The following is a 21487-nucleotide window of genomic DNA, read 5'->3' as shown; positions in this document are numbered from 1 at the left end:
ATAATGCGTAATCTATCACCTCTATTTACCAGAAACACAGATGGTTTCCTGTGCAACCTAAATCTTACAGATGCAGAAAAAGTTGTTTTGAAGGAAGCAAAGACTAAGATTTTGGAAAGGCTTCGAACTGATATAGCTAAGATTCTGAAACATAAGCATGGTGTTACGGTGTTCCCAAGGTTTATGTCTCAAGGGTCTTCAGTTTATAAGACGCAGAACAAACCATGCATCAGCCCACCACAGCAGATTGATCATGATTTAGGATGTTATTTACCACTAACTATAATTGAAGAAACTGGCCGCCCTGAAGTCGCTGCAACGGTTTTCTTTCAAATTGTTGATGAGATCTTAAAACGACTTGTTTATGAAGAGAATTGGGATGGCGTTTCGACCGCCAAAAAGACATGCTCGCGGGTCATTGTTAACAAACTTATTCACATCGACATCCCATTGTACTCTATTCCTGATAAATCTTTCCAACTGATTAAAGAAGCAACTGCTGCCCATAGAGCAGAATTTTCAATTAGTATGGATTCTTTATCAGATTGGCAAACTATAAAAGAACAAGTACTTTTGGCGCATAGGGTCGATGGATGGAAACCGTCGGACCCAAAGAAACTTAATGATTATTTTAAAAAATCATTTCAAGTTAAAGGAGAGCAACTTAGGCGTGTTTGCAGATATTTAAAAGCTTGGAGAGATTTTAAATGGAAAGAAGGAGGGCCTAGTTCAATATATTTGATGATCATTGCAGATAATATCATTAAATCTGAAATCAATGGTCGAGATGACTTAGCTTTACTTGATGTGCTAAAGGGTATGTCATCTTTTGCTAATGGCCAGGTAAGGAATCCTGCTGAACCTACAGAAATTATTTCTATTGACAGCGTAACTAATTATCAAATGTTAACATGGTCAGAAGAGTTCAAACTTGCTTTAGAAAGAGTAATAATTGGTGATGTAGAATCATGTTCTAAAGCATGTCAAATGATAAGACAACATTTAGGGAAGAGATTTCCACAAGATAGTGAATATAAAAACGATATAAGAGATACTGTTCTAAACACTCCAATTTCGGATAATTGTGAAAACCGTATGCCAGATAACCGGAGTAGAGCAGGTTGAACCATTTACCTTCTTTTACGGCTGCTTTTTACAAATATGGATTTACATTTAAACCCGATATACAGTTGAAAGAGTCCGATGTGGTCAAATATGGTGGGAACATTGTTACTGATCGGTTTGGAACCTTGGAAGTCGAATTTCATTTCAAAAATAGCGATTTGATTGAGTTTCCTAGTGCATACTTGCAAAACAGATCTGTAGCGGGTTTAGAGCCTTACATATTTCCGCATTTAGACTGTAAGTGGAAATTATGCTATGAAGATGGAAGTAGAGACTTTGATGTGTATAATCCATATGGTGTGGTAAATTTTTGTATTTCATCCGTGAAAAATGTATTAGAATATACACCTTATAATGATATAGAAGAAATATGGCGTGAATTTAGACAATACTGGTGCGCAGATCTGTCTTATCACGGAGATATTCAAAATGAGTTGAATAATGTATACCTTGTAGATAAAAAGGTATTAAGTTCAAAAGAAAACATCTGGGGCCATGATACTGATGGATTACAAAAAATCAGAATATTTGATTTAGAGGATTTGCCTATATTAAATGCTGATTGGCCACCCACAAACTTTGAATCAATTAAAGCATGGTTAAAGGATTATGAAATAATCTTCAATGATATTAAAAAAGCAATTCTAGATGGTATTAGGTTTAATGGTACAAATGTTTTATTCAGGGTAAAATCGAGAAATCTAGTATTCGGTTTCTTTTTTGGCCCTTTATCCTCGATTCACAGTAATGGTAGGAGACCTGTCAGATCAAGAGTTGCAAGAGATTTGTTTGCTTCTAATACATATATTGTAAAGAGGATATGGGTTGATAATTACTCAAAATCTATTCTTCTAACTGCAAATACCCCTAAAGATACTACCCTGGATAATAAAAAGATATTATTATTAGGGCTTGGCACAATTGGAAGTAATTTAGCACCGTTAATAATCAGAAATGGTGCTGGAAATGGGCCAAGTGGCCGTCTTCAACTTATTGATAATGATATTTACGAACCTTATAATTTATCAAGACATTATCTTGGCATAAAAGCGACTGGTTATTATAAAACTGAAGTTTTGAAATATAAATTATTAGAAGATTTTCCGTTCAGTAAAATTGATATGTTTTCTGAGTGTATTACTCAGCATTCGCTTAAAGGGTATGATCTGATACTAGATACTACAGGTGAAATTGCAATAACTACATGGTTAGCAGAAAAGATACTTTCCTTAAAAAAGAGTGGTAAAGAGTCACCCGACCTTATTTCTATTTGGATAAAAGGACAAGGACAATATGTTCAAAGTTATTTAGTTTCTGCACAGAATTTAACCTGTCATCAATGTATCAAAGTGAAAAAGTATTCCAGTGATCAACATGAAGATATTATTTTGAGAGATTCGTGCAGATCTGTTTTTATACCATTTCCAATTAGTGCCTCATTGTACGCCAGTTTATTGGGAGTTCATGTATTGAAAAAGTGGTTAAAGAATGATTTTTCTTCTAATTTTTTTGAACAGAAATTAGATCCTGTTAGTGAAATAACAGAAGAATCGATCCTACCCATGGAAAAATGTCTTTTATGTGGTTAACGCTTTATAAAGGAATTAAAATAAACAGTAAATCACCTTCATTTATGATCTTTTCGAAAAAAACAGCGAAAATGATACTGTCATTTCAACAGAATCGAAATTTTGATAATGAGGCTGGTGGATTACTTATTGGGTATTTAAGAGGTAGACATTTTGATGTAAGATATATCACAACTCCTCAGATTGGGGACATAAGGAGGCCGTTCTATTTTGAGAGGAAAGACCCACGACACATTCAAATTCTAAATAGACTGAAATTAGCTAGTAAAGGGAAACTCACTTATTTAGGTGAATGGCATACGCATCCAGAAGATGTACCTGTGCCATCTACACATATTGATTTAAAGGAATGGGAAAGGATTAAGAGGTCTAGAAATTACCCTATAGTATTCATTATAATAGGTAGAAAGTCGTATTACACTACAATCTTATAAAAAAGTATAAAGCCAATGTTTAACCACCCCTAAAACCTCTTTCCCAAACCCCCTCCAGACTTTATTTTATCTATACTATATTATAACTATCTCATACAAGAAAATCTCGGTCTCAAAAATGCCCTATTTCGAACTAACCACTCTCAACACCACCCAATTAAGCGCTATAGACTGCGCTTGCGGTGGATGCGCTGTGGTTAGTCCGGGTACCTCTAAACGCTCCATTTATGAGGTTACTCCGGTATGAGAATCATCGATAATATTAACTCCCTCCTTGGCGATGACCTAAAAACCACCATAAAGCCTAAATCACGGCTGCGAATAGCTGCTTCCTGTTTTTCGATCTATGCTTTTGAAGCTCTCAAAGCTGAACTTTCAAAAATTGAAGCTCTTGAGTTTATTTTTACGGCTCCGACCTTCGTTCCCAATGAGGTAACCGACAAATTTCGCAAAGAACATCGGGAGTTTTTTATTCCAAAATGTGGGCGTGAGCATGCTTTGTATGGCTCTGAATTTGAAATTCAGCTCAGAAACAAGCTCACACAACGGGCTATCGCCCGTGAGTGTGCAGAGTGGATCAGAAAAAAGGCCGTGTTTCGCTCAAACAGATCGAATGCATTGATGCAGCAGTTTGCCTGTGTTCAAAGCACCGAAAACACAACCGCTTATATGCCTCTTCATGGGTTTACCGCTGTGGATCTTGGATATCAGCAAAGTGATGCGGTTTCTAATCTGGTCAATCGTTTCGATAAGGCAGAACTTACACAAACCTATCTGCAGCTCTTTGATCAGATCTGGAATGATCCCGAAAAACTCGAGGATGTGACCACGGCTATATGCGAACATATCGCATCCGTTTATCAGGAGAATTCGCCTGAACGCATCTACTTTCTCATGCTCTACAACATTTTCAATGAGTTTCTTGAGGATGTCAGTGAAGATGTGCTGCCAAACGATCGCACCGGTTACCAGGAAACAGAGATTTGGAAAAAACTCTATAACTTCCAGAGGGATGCAGCGGTTGGAATCATCAACAAGCTCGAAACCTATAACGGCTGTATCCTGGCTGATAGCGTAGGTTTGGGAAAAACATTCACCGCATTGGCTGTGATTAAATATTATGAGCTGCGTAATCGCTCGGTCCTGGTGCTATGTCCCAAAAAGCTTGCCGATAACTGGCTCAATTATAATGCAAACCTCAAAACGAATCTCTTTGCAGGAGACCGTTTTAACTATGATGTGCTCTGTCATACGGATCTGTCGCGATCATCGGGCAGCTCTTTTGGAATGCCTTTAAACCGGGTCAACTGGGGTAATTATGATCTGGTGGTTATTGATGAATCCCACAACTTTCGTAACAATGATGCTTACAAGGAGCATGAGACCCGCTACCAAAAACTCATGAACAGGGTGATTCGCGAAGGTGTGAAAACTAAAGTGCTCATGCTCTCTGCCACTCCGGTTAATAATCGTTTCAATGATCTTCGAAACCAGCTTGCTCTGGCCTATGAGGGTGATTCTGAATCACTCAACAAAAAGCTGCGAACAAGCCACACTATCGAAGAGATATTTCGTCGCGCTCAGGCCGCATTTAATCTTTGGGCGAAACTGCCCCTGGAAGAGCGCACATCAAAAGCGATTCTCGATTCACTGGAGTTTGATTTCTTTGAGCTTCTCGACAGTGTGACCATTGCACGATCGCGCAAGCACATCCAGACCTTCTACGATACAAAGGATATTGGTTCATTCCCTGAACGTAGAAAACCGCTCTCATTTCACAGCCCACTAACCAGTCGTAAAGATGTTCTCAGTTTTAATGAGATTTTTACTCAGCTTTCTCTTCTAAAGCTTGCGATGTATGCCCCTCTCAGCTACATTCTTCCAAGCCGCATGAGAAAGTATGAAGAGCAGTACGACACAAAAGTTTTTGGGGGCCGCGGGAAACTCAAGCAATCTGACCGTGAGCGCAGTCTTCAGGCATTGATGACCACCAACCTGCTTAAAAGACTTGAGAGTTCAGTTCATGCTTTCAGGAAAACGCTGGGTGCTCTTAGAGCAAATCTTCTTAGCACACTTACAACCATACAGCAGTTTCAGGAAAGCGGTGCAGCTACAAGGGCTATGGATTTCGCATCGGTTATGGAGGACTTTGATGTTGATGATGATGATATCGCCTTTCCTGAGAATATTGCAGTTGGTGGAAAAGTAAAGATCAGTTTAAGTGATATGGATGTCGACTCCTGGAAGAATGATCTTCTAAATGATCTGTCGCTGATTAATGGCCTTCTCGATTCGATGAAAAAGATCACCCCCGAACAGGATTCTAAACTCCAGCATCTTAAAGATCTGATTAATGATAAGATCCTTAATCCTATAAACAGTGGTAACAAAAAGATTCTAATATTTACAGCCTTTGCAGATACTGCAGACTATCTGTATGAAAATATAGCCGATGAGTTTCTATCCTCAGAGGGGCTTCATACAGGTAAGGTTACCGGTAAGGGTGCGCCGAGATCGACTATTAATAAAAGTTTCGATTTTATGTCGCTGCTTACGCTCTTTTCTCCACGCTCCAAAGATAAAAAGCTGATTCTTCCTGATGAAACAGCTGAGATTGATATCCTTATTGCAACAGACTGTATCTCTGAGGGGCAGAATCTTCAGGACTGTGATTTTCTGGTGAATTATGATATCCACTGGAACCCGGTGCGTATCATACAGAGATTTGGTCGTATCGATCGTATCGGGTCTGTTAATGAGATCATTCAGCTTGTAAACTACTGGCCGGATATATCTCTGGATGAATACATCTGTCTCAAGGAGCGGGTCGAAAACCGAATGGTTATTGCGGATATGTCCGCTACCGGAGATGATAATATTCTTACTCATCAGAATAACGAGCTTGCATACCGCAAGGAGCAGTTGCGACGGTTACAGGATGAGGTTATCGAGCTGGAGGATCTTAAAACCGGGGTATCTATCACGGATCTTGGGCTTAATGAGTTCCGGATGGATCTTCTTCAATATATGAAATCAAATGGTGATATAGAAAAGGCACCCAGAGGAATGCATGCGGTAATACCTGCAATTCCTGAGGTTGGTTTAATGCCCGGCAGTATCTTTGTGCTGCGTAATATAAACAGCAGCTTGAATGCAAATCAGCACAATCAGCTTCACCCGTATTATCTGGTGTATATATCAGGGAGTGGGGAAGTAGTAATAAGGCACACTGAAGCAAAAAGGTTACTGGACCTGATACGTACAAGCTGCAGGGGTCAGGATAAGCCGCTAGCAGAAGTTTGTTCAGTTTTCAACAGAGAAACCGATGAAGGCCGCACAATGAGTTATTACTCAAACCTGCTTACTGCGGCGATCCATTCTATTGTTGAAGTGAAAGCTGAGAAGGATATCGACAGCCTTTTTACCGCAGAGAGGACCACCGCTCTTGTGGATAATATAGCAGGGTTGAGTGATTTTGAGCTCATCTGTTTTCTTGTGGTGCAGGAGGAGCGATGAGCGGCTGCTTGTTTGAATATCCAAAGCAGGCTTATTTTGGGCGCATAGTGCCAAAGAGTAAAATCTATGCTCATGCACGTCCATCAGGATCCGTTAAAAATATCTTTATTCGTCAGATTGAACAGATAACCTGGAAGTATAAGCTCGCGCTAAAAACGATTAATATACCTGAAACTTCTGTGGTGCCTGAGATACAGATATTTACTATCGCTCTTAGGGAGAAGGAGTTAAAGCCGGAAGCTTTGCGATGTATAGATCTGGCTGTGCAGTTCCCTGTAATATTTGAATTGCTATGTGAGGATCAGATAAAAGTGGTCGCTGCTTATAAGTATCTTGATGGGGCCGGTAGTGGCAAGTGTCGGGTAACGGATTACTTTGAAAGCGAGTGGGTATCAGGAGATACGGAGCGTAAGCAGATTCCACTGGCTTTGAATCTCGAAGTTTTATACGGCGCTCTTCTTGAACCGCTGTTACCATTTCCGGCAAGAGCCGGTGAGAGCTTACAGGAAAGGGTGGAGAGAATCGGTAAAATACGAGAAAAGCAGAGAGAGATCGAACGGTGCGAAGCGAGGTTGCTGAGAGAGAAGCAGTTTAACAGGAAAGTGGTAATAAACACAGAACTGAGAGAGATGAGAGAAGAGATTGGGAGATTAGGAATAGGATAATAACCGCGAAAAGCGCGAAAAACGCTAAAGGGGAATTAGAGGGATAGAAAACATAGGATTGATTATAAGTTTCCTATTTTCTAATTTCGCGTTTTTCGCGCCTTTCGCGGTAAATTCTCTATCTTTCCCTCTTTAATCTCTTCTCCTATCCTAAAAAACTTAGCGGTTAGAAAAGGACTATAGATGAGCCGGGATGAACTACTTTTTGCGGATGAATGCTACGCCATACAAGGAGCCATTTTCGATGTTTACAGAGAAATGGGGTGTGGTTTTTTGGAAGCAGTTTATCAGGAATGTCTGGAGATGGAGTTTAGTGCGAGTAAGATACCCTTTGAAGCGCAAAAGGAGCTTGCACTTTCATACAAAGGTAAGGCACTTAGCCAAACCTACAAACCTGACTTTATCTGTTATGAGAAGATCATCGTGGAGTTGAAGGCTGTTAAAGAGATAACATCCGAACACACGGCTCAGTTATTTAACTATCTCAAAGCTACGGAACTGGAACTTGGTTTACTGGTAAACTTTGGTGCGTATCCAAAGGTGAAAATTATACGTATAGCAAATACGGTTAGGAGGTAGGAGTTAACCGCGAAAAACGCTAAATACGCGAAAGGGGAATTAAAGGTACAGAAAACATAGGATTGATATAAGTTTCTTGTTTTCTTTTTCTTATTTAGCGTTTTTCGCGCCTTTCGCGGTAGACTCTCTCTTCCTAATCTTTAGGAGGTAAGAATTAACCGCGAAAAACGCGAACCACGCGAAAGGGGACTAGAGAGGTGGAAAACATAGAATGATTATAGGTTTCTTCTTTTCTTATTTTAGCGTATTTTGCGCCTTTCGCGGTAGACTTCTTATCTTAATCTTTTTGAGGTAAGAATTAACCGCGAAAAACGCGAACCACGCGAAAGGGGACTAGAGAGGTGGAAAAACATAGACTAATTATTTGGTTTTTTCATTTTCTTTTTTAGCGTATTTCGCGCCTTTCGCGGTTAAATCTCTTATTCTTTTGTCTTATTCTTAACATATCTTTTGTGGTTATTAAAGGATTTTATATGGATAAATTGAAGATGCATTCGCCTGATCTGACACAGGATAACATAACCCGTATACGCGATCTCTTCCCCAACTGCGTAACCGAGGCCAAAGATGAAAACGGTAAGCTCAAGCTGGCCGTTGATTTTGATCTGTTGAAGCAGGAGCTTACCGATTCCATTGTAGAAGGTCCCCAGGAGCGGTATCACCTCAACTGGCCGGGTAAGCGCGAGGCGATGCTTGCCGCGAATGCTCCGATAGCAAAAACATTGAGACCATGTAGAGAAGAAAGCGTAGATTTTGACACCACAAAGAATTTGTTCATAGAAGGCGATAACCTTGAAGCTCTGAAGCTATTGCAGGAGACGTATTTGGGGAAGGTCAAGATGATCTACATTGATCCGCCTTATAATACTGGGAATGATTTCATTTATGAGGATGATTTCGCAGAAAATACAGAAGTCTTCCTAAAAAGGTCGAATCAGAAGGATGAATATGGAAATAAGTTGGTAACAAATACTATGGCCAATGGGAGGTTTCATTCTGATTGGCTTTCTATGTTATATCCTAGAATCAAATTAGCAAAAAGTCTCTTAAAAGATGATGGTGTAATATTTATTAGTATTGATGATCATGAACAAGCAAATCTTAAAAGATTGTGCGATGAGGTATTTGGTTCTGATGCTCTAGTCGGAATATTCCCTTGGAGGAGTAGAACTGCAAAAGCTGATGTCCCATATGGTGTTTCGAATGATGTAGAATGGGTGATTGCTTATGCGAAGCCTTGCTTTATTGCGGGTCGATTAGGCGAAAGAAATTATTACAAAACTGATGATTATGAAGATCGGTGGAGATTGCAAGATTTAACGACCAATAAAACAGCTACTGAGCGACCAAACTCTTTTTTTACAATGTTAAACCCAAAGAGTGGTGAGATGTATCCAGCTAGTGAGAATCGTACATGGTCAGTGACTAAAGAAACATTTGATGATTATTATAAAAAAGGTAAAATTGTCTTTCCTGATGATTACGATTTTTTAAAGTTGAAAAAACCAGCTTTCAGAGTTTTCGAACAGGAAGATAAAGCAAAGGCCATAATAAAGTATGGTACTGATACTATAAGAATGTCAGTCTCAACCTATTTACCAGAAAAGGAAATCGGAAGAACTGAGCATGGGTCAAAAGAAATTCGAGATTATTTCAATAGCCAGTTATTTCAATATCCTAAACCTACTTCTTTGATTAAGTTTTTCGTCAATATTCTTTGTGATTCAGATGCGTTAATATTCGATTTTTTTTGCGGTTCTGCAACTACAGCCGAAGCCGTGATGCGTTTAAACTCTGAAGATGGTGGTAACCGTAAATTTATTATGGTACAGCTCCCTGAAATGTGTAATGAAAAATCGGAAGCATACAAATCGGGTTACAAGACAATCGCAGATATTTCCAGAGAACGAATCCGCCGTGCGGGTAAGAAAATAAAAGAAGAACTAATTTCTAAATCAAACGTGGATCAAACATCATTACTTGAAGATCAATCAGGGAGTCCAGATGCCACGAAATTAGACATCGGTTTTAGAGTCCTAAAAATAGATACATCAAACATGGCAGAGATCTATTATACACCAGATGCAATTCAACCTAATGACCTCTTCACTTCAGTCGATAACATAAAGCCTGAGCGTACCCCCGAAGACCTTCTCTTCCAGGTCCTTCTTGATTGGGGTGTAGATCTTACCCTGCCAATCCGAAAACAAATGATTCAGGATAAAACAATCTTCTTTGTGGATGAAAATGCATTAATTGCCTGTTTCGATAGTGGTGTTACAGAAGAGTTGGTGAAAGAACTTACTTCCTATAAACCATTGCGCATTGTTTTCAAAGATAATAGTTTCACTTCTGATTCAGTTAAAATCAATGTAGATCAGATCTTTAAGCAGCTCTCACCAATCACCGAAGTACGTTCAATTTAGAATTGATAATTTATAATGAATAATTTGAAGAATGGAAAGAAAGTTAAATTGTGTGTGGGTGATGGATTATGAGCAGTAATGAATATTATTCTGCTTGTGATAATGTGGTTAAGGCAAAGTCATTTGCTTTCGCTCTGCGGATTGTAAAACTTAACCGTTATCTGCAGGAGGAAAAACGTGAGTTTGTATTGAGCAAACAATTACTGCGCTCTGGTACTGCTGTTGGAGCTTTGGTTCGGGAAGCAGAACAGGCTGAAAGTAAAGCTGATTTCACTCATAAATTAGCTATCGCCCTGAAAGAAGCCAATGAAACAGACTACTGGATAGATTTGTTACATCAATCTGAAATAATCGATCAGAAAAGCTTCGATTCTATTAAACCTAATATAGTTGAACTGATTAAACTGCTTACAAGCATTATAAAAACAACTCGTCAGAATATGGCGAAAATGAGAACTAAAAACTAGAAATGGATAATTTAGAATTGAAAATGAATAATTAAGGACTCTTGCAATTATCAATTATCAATTATCAATTATAAGTTATAAAATACTATGAAGCTAAGATTCAAAATTCAGCCTTTTCAGACAAATGCAGTGAATGCCGTTGTAGAGTGCTTCTCTGGGCAAGTAAATACGTCTGGCATACAGTACAGGATTGATCCCGGTGTTGTAAAGGTTAACGGCCATGAGCAGATAAGCAATCTTGAGCTCGCCGGTTTCAAAAATTCAGACCTGCAAATAACAGAAAAACAGGTATTAACCAATATCCAGGCAGTTCAGTGCGCACAGAACCTGCCCATTTCAGAAAAACTAGTTCCAAGCTCCGGCGGAAATATCAATCTGGATATCGAGATGGAGACCGGGACCGGTAAAACCTACTGCTATATAAAAACCATCTTTGAAATGAATAAACGCTATGGGTGGAGCAAATTCATTATCATGGTGCCAAGTATCGCTATTCGTGAAGGTGTTCATAAATCATTTGAGATAACAGCTGAACATTTCTCTGAAAGCTATGGAAAAAAAGCACGTTTTTTCATCTATAACTCAAAACAGCTTCATCAATTGGAGAATTTCTCATCCGATGCCGGAATAAATGTGATGATAATCAATATCCAGGCATTTGCAGCACGCGGTGCTGACAATCGCAGAATCTATGATGAACTGGATGACTTTCAGACACGCCGCCCAATTGATGTTATCAGCAGTAACCGCCCCATTCTGATTCTTGATGAGCCGCAGAAGATGGAGGGTAAAGCAACTCTTGAGGCGCTACCCAAATTTAAACCTCTGATGATCCTGCGCTATTCAGCTACGCATCGAACCACCTATAATAAGATACACCGTCTCGATGCACTCGATGCCTACAACCAGAAGTTGGTTAAAAAGATCGCGGTCCGTGGTATCACTATAAAGGGACTCGCAGGAACCAACGGATATCTCTATCTGGAATCTATAGAAATCTCAAAACATGCACCTGTTGCACGGATTGAACTTGAGATTAAACAGAACAACGGTATCAAGCGGGTTATAAGAAAGCTTGGAAAAGGTGATGATCTTTATACTATATCTGGTGAACTCGACCAGTACCGGGGCTTTGTCATCTCCCAGATCGATTATACAACAGATACCGTTGAATTCACTAATGGAACAGTACTTGTCGCAGGTGAAGCAACCGGGGATGTAAATGAAGCAACAGTACGCCGCATCCAGATCCGTGAAACTATAAAAGCACACCTGGAGAAGGAACGCCAGCTTTTTTCACAAGGGATTAAAGTGCTATCCCTGTGTTTCATCGATGAAGTTGCAAAATATCGCGACTACAGCCAGGATGATGAGAAGGGGGAGTATGCCCATATATTTGAAGAGGAATATAATCTGCTTGTAGCAGAGTATCTGAGCGAACTTGCACTGGATAATGTTGAGTATCGCAAATACCTGGATAATATCTCAGTAGCCCAAACCCATAACGGTTATTTCTCAATAGATAAGAAGACCCGACATCTCAAGAACCCATCTGTTGGAGCACGTGCGGTGGATTCAGATGATGTCGATGCATACGATCTTATTCTTAAGGATAAGGAGCGACTTCTCTCTTTTGAAGAACCGGTACGGTTTATCTTTTCGCATTCAGCATTGCGCGAGGGATGGGATAATCCTAATGTGTTTATCATGTGTATGCTCAAACACAGTGATAATACAATCTCTAGAAGACAGGAGGTCGGGCGTGGTCTTCGGCTTTCAGTTAATCAGGATGGTGAACGTCAGGATCATGCATCTACTGTACATGATATTAATATCCTTACAGTAGTTGCAAGTGAAAGCTATAAGGATTTCGTTTCGAATCTTCAGAAGGAAATCAGCGAAACACTTTCGGCACGTCCGCGTAAGGCAGATATAGATTACTTTATCGGACAGCAGATACAGACAGCTTCCGGTCCAATCAAAGTTTCAGAAACCATGGCAAAGCAGATATATAAGTATCTGGCAAAAAATGATTATACCAGTGCAACAGATGAGATAACGCCAGCATATCATAATGCCAGAACCGAAGGTTCTTTGGCACCATTGCCCCAGGAGCTTCTGGCATATTCTGAGCAGATCTTCAATCTGATCGATAATGTATTCAGCAACGCTCAACTCCCTGATGTGGGGGATGATCGCAAGCCCAAGCTTAATCCGCTCAATGCCAACTTGGAGAAGAAAGAGTTTAAGGCGCTCTGGCAGCGTATCAATCATAAAGCTGTGTACAGAGTTGAATTCGACTCTGAAGAGCTGATAAAAAACTGTGTCTCTGCGATGGATAGTGATCTTCGGGTAACCCCGCTTCAGTACACTATTCACTCCGGCATACAACAGGACCTGATCACTGATGTGCAGCTTAAGGTCGGTGAAGGGTTTCAGATAGATAAGACAACAACACTTACAGAAATTCAGTCGGTTCACTCGATGGTCAGGTATGATCTTCTTGGGAAAATTGCCGGTATCACGCAGCTTACCAGAAAAACGGTCGCGCAAATACTTACTGGTATTAACAAGGTAGTGTTTGATCAGTTTCGCCAAAACCCTGAGCACTTTATCTCTGAGGCGTCCCGTATCATAAACGAGCAAAAGGCTGCGGTTATAATCGAGCATCTAACCTACGACACTTTGGCCGAAACTCATGATGCTAACATATTCACTTCAGGCCAGACAAAACAGGATTTCACCCGTGCTACAGGCAAACTCAGAAATCATATCTACGACTATGTTATCACTGATTCAAAGATAGAGCGCAACTTCGTAACCGAGCTCGACACCAGTTCCGAAGTAGTTGTTTATGCCAAGCTACCAAAAGGTTTCTTCATTCCAACCCCCGTCGGAGACTACAACCCCGACTGGGCGATCTCATTTAAAGAGGGTGCTGTAAAACACATCTACTTTGTGGCAGAGACCAAGGGATCGATGTCCACTCTGGAATTGCGAGGAATCGAGGAGAAAAAGATAGAGTGCGCGAAGAAGTTTTTTGAGGAGATTAATAGGAAAGTGGATCCTGAGAAGGTGAAATATGATGTGGTGAATGGGTTTGGGAAGTTGATGGAGATTGTGGGTGGGGGTGGAGTGTGATGTTTAGATATATAAAGAACCCAATAAGCTTTTTACTAGGATTTTTTGTAACATGCTATTTTGTCTGCAGTTTACTCACAAGCATTAGAGATCCCAATGAATACATTTTAAAGCTACCTAACATAGTAGTTCGTTTACTTGAAATTCCAATTACATCAAATTGGCATTTTACACTGTTTGTTGTAGTTTCTTTATGTCTTCTACTAAGCTTTGTTACTTACACTGCTTGGCCATTCTATATAAGAGTTATAAAGACTAAGTGGATGTATTGGTGTTATGTTCACGGTTTTGCATTGGGAATTTTAGTTGGATTCGCAATATTCATATTGCGAAACTTAGATTTTTTTCAAAAGGCTTATCTTTTTAACGGAGATTATCTTATAATTTCCTTAATTCTTGGCAGTCTTATCAATTATTCTAAAAGAGAAAAAACTTTAAAAGCAGAAGATGATAATAAAAAAGGTAGAAATGTTAACCTTAGTTCCAGCCCAATAAATAGTAGTTCAGAAGATCGCTTAGAATATGGACCAATTATTAATGAGTTAGAGAAATTGGTTATAAAAGAAGTTCATTCATTGGAAATGATTAGTTTACTTGGTCCTAACGGAGTCGGTAAAACTTCTGTTCTGAATCTGCTTAAAGAAAAGTTCTGTTTTTATGATCGGTACAGAAAAGATTACAGAAAGAAGTATAAAAAGAATTACAAAAATAATTACAAAGAAGATTTTGGAATAAAATATGAAGAACGCTATTTTTTTCATTCGTTTTCGGCATTGTCCTATAGAGCAGAAGAAGATATTATACGGGGGTTTTACAATGCTTTGGTTGAATTAATCAAAATGGAAGGGCTTTACCCGAAATTATGGAATGTATCATCAAAATTTCAGAAGATATTTTCTGGAGTTCAGATGAAAGCAGCACCTTTTAGTATATCATTTAAGGACTATTTTGGTAAAACTTGTAATACTACATTTGAGAAATTATCCGTGTTGATTGAAGAACATTTAGAAGCTATGAACTTAAATTTGGTACTATTCATCGATGATCTTGAACGTTGTTCTATCAATAAAAAATATATATTTCTACAGCTTACACAAACAATACAACGTTTGAAAAGGGTAAAAATAATTGTTTCTGGGACACCAGGTATGTTTTCGTATGTACCTTCTGTTGAACTAAGGTCTATAGTGGAGTAAGATGTGAATATTACAGAAAAAAATATGGAACGTTTTTTTCAAAACAAAGTTTATATTCCTCCTTTTATTGGCGATCGATTTAGTAGCTACTTTTTTGAAATTGTATCCTTTTGCTTTGAACAAACAAATATTGAAGATGAATCTCGTAAGCAAATACAAGCTGAAATTACTAATTCAATTGAAATATTTGAGAAGTGCTTATCTTCACCACGACTTGTAAAACAGTTCGGGAATTTATTTATAGAAAAAATTCATGTGTTTAAAGGTATTATAAATAAAAGAGATTTGTTCTTATTATGTATTCTTCAGGTCACTGATTCAGAAGTGTATTATTGGGTTTCACAAAATCGGGAATATTTCGTGGACCCAATAACCATAAATCCATTTGACGAAAGGATAGAAGATAACAGAGATGAAAAAATAAAAAAAAGAGCAGGTATAAAAGATAAACAGGTTAGAGTACAAAGGAAAGGAGATAAAAAAAAACAAAGCAAAAAAGAAGAGCAAGAAGAAAATCAAAAAGAAATTCCCATTATAACACAAAATGTTGGAAAACTGTTATTAAGGTTACTTGTACCAAACTACAATTTCGCAAATTCTTTCGGAAAACAGCGCATCACAAACGATAGCTACTTTAGTTGTTATTTTGATCGAACATCCTTAATTGTAGATTATGATTATATTGACTTTTTTAAATTACCAGTGTCGTTGAATAATATGCAACATGCTGAGATTGTAAGTTTGCTTGAAAGAATACTTGAAAGAATTCATGATCAAAAAAAAAGTGAAAAGCAAGTTCTTACTTTCTTACGGTTGGTAGAAGATTTGATAACTCAGCTATGTGAAGATAAATCACTAAAACTATTAGTGGCTTATGGTAGTTTAAATAGACAAGTAAAAGCTAAGCAGGTATTCCCATTTAGAACACAAAAAGAATTAATGACTTATGCTATTTGGAAGCATGTTGGAAAATGTAAAAACATGGATCGTGCCGTACTTGAAATTGTAAATAATTTTCATTTGCTTTCTGACTTGTTTAAAACATCTCTAGTTTTTTATTCGATTAATTATGATCAACTAAATAGCAATATAGAGCTATCTGATAGTACTATTGAACAAGTAAAGGAAAAAATGAATAGTTGGTGTATGGCAAAATATGATATTAATAAAACAACATTGCAAGATGTCTTTGAAGAGTCTGATGCTTATACACAATTACTGTTCAGGTGGGCAGATTGCAATCAAACTAATGCGCGTAATTATTTGAAATCTATATTTAATGATAAACCTGAAAGAGTTGTTGATTTTATAAAGATGTATTATAGTGAAGGAACACCAGCTGAATTCCTTGATTATAAAATAATAATAAAGAACATTTCTTACTTAATTGAAATCAAAGATTTAAAAGATATAATTACTGAAAAGAAAGAAATCTATGAAATTGAAATGCAAAAAAAGGATAACCAAGGTTTTACTAACATAATAAACGCAATAGTAAGAAATGGTAAAGATAATCTAGACACAACACCTTGAAAAATAATTTTAGTTATTAGTTATAGCGTTTAATTTACAATATACATGAGAACGTTACATCAGAATGACAGAATATTGGTAGTTTATGAGTAGCTATCCTTCTGAAGAAAAGGTTTAAAATAGCCATAATGTCTCAACCAAATTTGTTTCAGTTTGCCACATCTGAGTTATCACAGGATGCTGTTCTTTGCTGGTTTCTTAGTTGGCTTGTTGGTGATGCAGGATCACTGGATCCGGAACTAACAAATATCGCTCGAAATTTAGTCTGTTTATTCTTTAACCAGTTTGATGAATATGATCCGATCGAACCATCTGATGTATTCGAAGTAACTAAGCTGGAAAAGCAGTATAATAAAATAGATGTTTTCTTCTTGGTTATCATCAAAGGATACGAAGTCCCCTTTGCTTTCATTGTTGAGGATAAAACTAACACCTCTTATCATAGTAAACAGCTTGAACGATATTATGATTTCATTGAACACAAATACACTAGTGTACATGACATTTTGGGTATTTATTTCAAAACAGGTTTCATTAATCAGGATGATGAAAGATTACCCGATAAGTACCGTCTCATAGATAACAATAAGTGGTTGGATTTTTTGCAGAACCAGCATTGTACTAACCCTATATTTGCTGAATATAATGCATACTTTGCAGATTACTATGAAAAATTCAACAAGTCTGTTCACCAAGCACTATCTCCAACTCAATTCGAACAAGGGTTGAGAACTGTGCAGGGGCAAGGGAGTCTTCTAAGCAAAATCACAGATAAACTAATAACTAGTGAACACAGGTACTTGCATGGCATGAATATAGGGGGAACACCCTGGGCACAATACCACTTCTGGGCATCAACTAAATATTGCGAGCATGAAAGTTTCTTTATACGAATCGATTTCAGAAAATGTAAGCGGATAAATAAAGACTACCAACCTTATATTTCCTTTCGTAATTACTCAAAATATAATAGAACAAGAATCGACTGTGATGACAGGATAAAGCGCTTATCTTATATACGTTGGCTTTTTCAACAAGTATGGGAAAAAGTCAAGGTAAAATTTGGGCACAACATTATCAAGGATACGCCTGTTGCCGACAAAAACTCCGGAAACTATGAACAGGAAATTGCTGTTATTTTTCTTGATCCTCTTAGTAATACTCCCGAAATGGTTATTCCTGTTATACGCGAGCTTATGGTAGAATACCACTCCTTACTTGAACAGGCATATCACAGCTTCAAAACACTTCATCAATTAAAAGATGAGGTTATCAGTGAAATAACATCTGGACTAGGCGATTATGGAGTAATAACGAACTGCAGCCATATCGATAAAGAGTCAAATCTACTTGAAATCACTGTATCTATGCAACATTGGCAGGATCTCTTTGGGGAGGATGGTTTAGTAGTTATGCTCTTCCAGCACAGGAACACTCCCGGTTGTTTCATAAACTGTCTATGTAGATTTGAATCTAGCCCTAAAACACAAGGTCTATTGAAGCAAATGGAAGATATTGATAAAGAACTAAAGTTATCTGAAGTGCCATACTGGAAACCGTGGTACACAGTCTATGCAGATAATAAAGACTCAGAGAGAGGAAACCATTTTTTATTCGATGCAAAAGGTATAGCAGAGAAAGTGGTTGTTGAGGTGAAGCGATTAGATGAGAAGGTTAGGAAGTTGGATGTTAGTGAAAGTGAGTGTGTGGGAATGAAGTGAGAAATTAGGTAAATGTTTATTTTATGCAGAAAACAGCTGTAGATCTTTCTGATGATGGCACGAAGTTGATGTCTAGTTTTAACCTTGCGTTATTGAAGGCTATGATGGAGTAAGGACTGTATAAGAATTTTGGCGAAAGGTAATTTGGTGGGTAATGAACAGAGGAACTGTATCTTTTGCAATAAGCAATTTGATATGCTTACTGTAGATGCTGAGCATATCATTCCGCGCAACGTAGGGGGTACAGTTGTTACATACCAGGTGTGTAATGTGTGTAATAAAAAACTGAGCCGTTTTGATGCTGAATTAAATAGACAAGGTGAAATTTATTCAGCTTATAAAGAAATTCAATCTGATAAAAAACCACCATTGGAATTTAGATTTAAAGAAGCTGCACTAACCTACAATGATAGTTTAAATGCAAAGATGATCCCTAAGAGTACTGTAAATGAGATTATTACGACAGAAATAAGGAAGAATGAGTTTGTGTGTAGTTTGGATGCTGAAGATAAATGTGATCCGTTCATCGGGAGAATATACAAGATCCAAAAAAAATACAAAATACCTGTTGAATTTATACAAAGACACTTACAACCTTATAGAGAATTTCGAACCAAAGCTGTACCTGGCTCAGTATATCATGAAAGAACTTTGACCAACATGGATGTGGAAATTACTCATAGTGTTGGTAAATACGAATATGTAATGTCAAAGAAAACACCGCATAGGTTTTTGGCAAAAGCATGTGTAGAGTACGCACATTTATTAGGGTTTCAGGATAAAATAGTTAATTTGCCCGATATCGCAGAACATGCACTTAATGGTGGTCTTGAGGGAAAGAAACTCTTTTTTTATATTGGTGAAACTGACATGGGATGCCCAAGTCATTTTCACACAATTTTATTTACAACGAAACAATTCACTATTTATTTCTTCGGTAAAAAAGGCTTTTCGATTGAAATAAAATGGAAAAAGGAGCCGTTCAGATTTATTTTTGCTAATGATATTTTGAATAAAACATTGGTCCTGTGTAGAGAAGAAAAGGATCAATTAATATCAACAAATGAGGTGTTTTTAATTCATGAACACCAAAGAATTGGTAGAAGAACACACATAACGTAACCTCTGAATGAAACAGTGTGAAAGCTATTCTAAATGGCTATATGCTTGAAAGGTGAAGAATGGTTCAATATACTGAAGGTGCATGGGCTATTGCTTGGAATGTTATTGGTGGCGCAATTGTCGTATTATTAACATGGTTAGTGCAAAGGCTATGTAAAATAATTCATTGCAGATATTTCAGGTATGTTTTCGGTGATGATGTTGTTCGCGAGTTTTATTTAGTTTACCCGAAATATATCCCCCCACTCCTCTTGCCACCTAATGATAAATTTATGAAACCGAAATCTAAAGTTAAAAGGGAACGGATCTATAACGCTGTTAATTTAACAGAGGTACATTCAATAGCTACAACACGAGCTATCAACTACCTTTCTAATGAAATCGGTAAATATTCCAGAATCACTCCACAGATTGTTTCTGATGAAGAGAAAGACGATAAATGGAACTTCACTTTTTTATCTGTTGGAGGCCATACCAATTTCAAATCCACAGATGTGATTGAAAGTAATGAGTTTTTGAAGTTCGATGTGGATTCAAACACAATAATTTCTGTTAAAACAGGTCATTCTGTGCTTCATAATGAACTTGATAGTAAATACAAAGATTTTGGAGTTATTATAAAAACCAACCCTGAAAGTAACCTTAAACGTACCTGGATCTGTTGTGCTGGTTTAAGTGAGTGGGGTACTAGTGGTGCGGCCTGGTGGCTAGCAAATAATTGGAAGCAGATAAGGAAAAAGGCCAAAAAAGGACCGTTTGCAGTTGTTACATGCACAAGGAAGGGAAGTGATGAATCTACAGTGTTGGTGAAGTTTTGTACTCGTGCTGAGGATGTGGAATGTGATGATCAGGAACTAAGTGGTAACGATCAGCTTAGTACAACCAGTGAACCACAAGATGATTGAATCACAGCGGTCTTTCGATCAGGCTTGAGGTTTTGAAGGTGCTATTTCTGTTATAAAAAAAGAGATCAGCGCGTACGTTTTGTGTCACTCAGTAAGCAGATTCAGGCACATCCTGATTACAAGACAAAAGTCGCAGAAAATAGGGACAGCCAGAACAGAGATCTTGCATTTAAAAAGATTCTGGATGATGTTATGGCCCAACAACGCAAAAAGGAGCTTGAGCTCTATAAACTCTATGCAAAGGATGAGGGTTTTTATACAGCGTTGTATAATATGATGAAGATGATGACTGAGCGGGAGGATTTGAAGGTGTTTTCGTCTCAAAACAAATAAGGGAGTTTTAGTTCTATGTCAACAATGAATTTTAATACAGCCAACAATACATTTCGACAGTTGTTGGGAAACGGGCTTGGTTACAGAGTACCTCCTTTCCAACGTGATTATTCCTGGGCAGAGGACGAGTGGGATGACCTTTGGCAGGATATAATGGGTCTTTATGAACAGGATAGTCAGGCAGCGCACTACATGGGATATCTTGTGCTTCAGTCCTCTGATAACAAACAGTTTGATATCATTGACGGACAGCAAAGAATAACAACAATCAGTGTTATGATTTTGGCTGGACTGGGGTATCTTCAGGATCTGATTGCCGCAGATTATGATGCAGAGAGAAACTCCAAACGTAAGGAGCAACTCCAAAACAGCTATATCGGATACCTGGATCCGGTAAGTCTTGTACCCCAACCTAAATTGGTACTGAACCGACATAACAACCAGTTCTATCAAACATATCTCGTGACTTTGGAGAGGCTGCCCCAGCGTGGATTGAACGCTTCCGAGCATCAATTACGTAAAGCATTCATTTGGTTTAAAGAAAGAATCAAAGGTCATTGTGGCGTTGATGAAAAGGGTGGAGAATGCCTGGCAAGGTTTATCGATAGCCTGGTGGATAAACTCTTTTTTACAGTTATCACTGTTACTGATGAGTTAAACGCCTTCAAGGTGTTTGAAACTTTGAATGCACGGGGAGTTCGTCTTTCTGCAACAGACCTGTTAAAAAATTACCTT

Annotated in this window: 16 protein-coding genes; all 16 read left to right on the top strand. The window is 38.0% G+C overall.

Going from position 1 to position 21487, the window contains the following annotated elements:
* The first annotated feature begins 3 nt into the window (after positions 1–3).
* Positions 4–1125, top strand: a complete 1122-nt coding sequence (locus QA601_15325; GenBank protein MDG5816467.1) for a CBASS cGAMP synthase — start codon at positions 4–6, stop codon at positions 1123–1125.
* The gene (locus tag QA601_15320; protein MDG5816466.1) at positions 1122–2714 is read left to right on the top strand and encodes a ThiF family adenylyltransferase; all 1593 of its coding nucleotides are present in this window, start codon (positions 1122–1124) and stop codon (positions 2712–2714) included. Before QA601_15325 ends, QA601_15320 begins: the two co-directional genes overlap by 4 nt.
* Complete coding sequence (locus QA601_15315) at positions 2705–3148, top strand: Mov34/MPN/PAD-1 family protein (GenBank protein MDG5816465.1); 444 nt, start codon at positions 2705–2707, stop codon at positions 3146–3148. Before QA601_15320 ends, QA601_15315 begins: the two co-directional genes overlap by 10 nt.
* A gap of 243 nt (positions 3149–3391) precedes the next feature.
* Positions 3392–6664 (top strand): helicase-related protein, encoded by a 3273-nt coding sequence (locus QA601_15310; protein ID MDG5816464.1) that lies wholly within the window; start codon positions 3392–3394, stop codon positions 6662–6664.
* Positions 6661–7329 (top strand): DUF4391 domain-containing protein, encoded by a 669-nt coding sequence (locus QA601_15305; protein MDG5816463.1) that lies wholly within the window; start codon positions 6661–6663, stop codon positions 7327–7329. Before QA601_15310 ends, QA601_15305 begins: the two co-directional genes overlap by 4 nt.
* A 183-nt stretch (positions 7330–7512) precedes the next feature.
* A complete protein-coding gene (locus QA601_15300; protein MDG5816462.1) occupies positions 7513–7908 on the top strand; it encodes a GxxExxY protein in 396 nt (131 codons plus the stop codon).
* 473 nt (positions 7909–8381) lie between these two features.
* Complete coding sequence (locus QA601_15295) at positions 8382–10334, top strand: site-specific DNA-methyltransferase (GenBank protein ID MDG5816461.1); 1953 nt, start codon at positions 8382–8384, stop codon at positions 10332–10334.
* Between the two features lie 68 nt (positions 10335–10402).
* Positions 10403–10801: a four helix bundle protein gene (locus QA601_15290; protein MDG5816460.1), complete on the top strand. Its 399-nt coding sequence runs from the start codon at positions 10403–10405 to the stop codon at positions 10799–10801.
* A gap of 87 nt (positions 10802–10888) precedes the next feature.
* Positions 10889–13942 carry a DEAD/DEAH box helicase family protein gene (locus QA601_15285; protein MDG5816459.1) on the top strand — a complete coding sequence of 1018 codons (3054 nt, stop codon included), beginning with the start codon at positions 10889–10891 and terminating at the stop codon, positions 13940–13942.
* Positions 13942–15138 (top strand): P-loop NTPase fold protein, encoded by a 1197-nt coding sequence (locus QA601_15280; GenBank protein MDG5816458.1) that lies wholly within the window; start codon positions 13942–13944, stop codon positions 15136–15138. The genes QA601_15285 and QA601_15280 overlap by 1 nt, the downstream gene beginning before the upstream one ends.
* A 3-nt stretch (positions 15139–15141) precedes the next feature.
* The gene (locus QA601_15275; GenBank protein MDG5816457.1) at positions 15142–16671 is read left to right on the top strand and encodes a hypothetical protein; all 1530 of its coding nucleotides are present in this window, start codon (positions 15142–15144) and stop codon (positions 16669–16671) included.
* Positions 16672–16799: 128 nt separating this feature from the next.
* Positions 16800–18392 carry a hypothetical protein gene (locus QA601_15270; protein ID MDG5816456.1) on the top strand — a complete coding sequence of 531 codons (1593 nt, stop codon included), beginning with the start codon at positions 16800–16802 and terminating at the stop codon, positions 18390–18392.
* Positions 18393–18539: 147 nt separating this feature from the next.
* On the top strand, positions 18540–19514 hold the full coding sequence (locus QA601_15265) for an HNH endonuclease (protein MDG5816455.1): 975 nt from the start codon (positions 18540–18542) through the stop codon (positions 19512–19514).
* A gap of 272 nt (positions 19515–19786) precedes the next feature.
* On the top strand, positions 19787–20419 hold the full coding sequence (locus QA601_15260; protein MDG5816454.1) for a hypothetical protein: 633 nt from the start codon (positions 19787–19789) through the stop codon (positions 20417–20419).
* An 81-nt stretch (positions 20420–20500) separates the two neighbouring features.
* The gene (locus QA601_15255) at positions 20501–20752 is read left to right on the top strand and encodes a hypothetical protein (protein ID MDG5816453.1); all 252 of its coding nucleotides are present in this window, start codon (positions 20501–20503) and stop codon (positions 20750–20752) included.
* A 15-nt stretch (positions 20753–20767) separates the two neighbouring features.
* Positions 20768–21487 (top strand): DUF262 domain-containing protein (locus tag QA601_15250; GenBank protein MDG5816452.1); only part of this gene is annotated, 720 nt, incomplete at its 3' end.

The sequence above is a fragment of the Chitinispirillales bacterium ANBcel5 genome (assembly GCA_029688955.1).
GTDB classification, from domain to species: Bacteria; Fibrobacterota; Chitinivibrionia; order Chitinivibrionales; family Chitinispirillaceae; genus Cellulosispirillum; species Cellulosispirillum alkaliphilum.
This window is presented reverse-complemented; position numbering and strand designations above follow the sequence as displayed.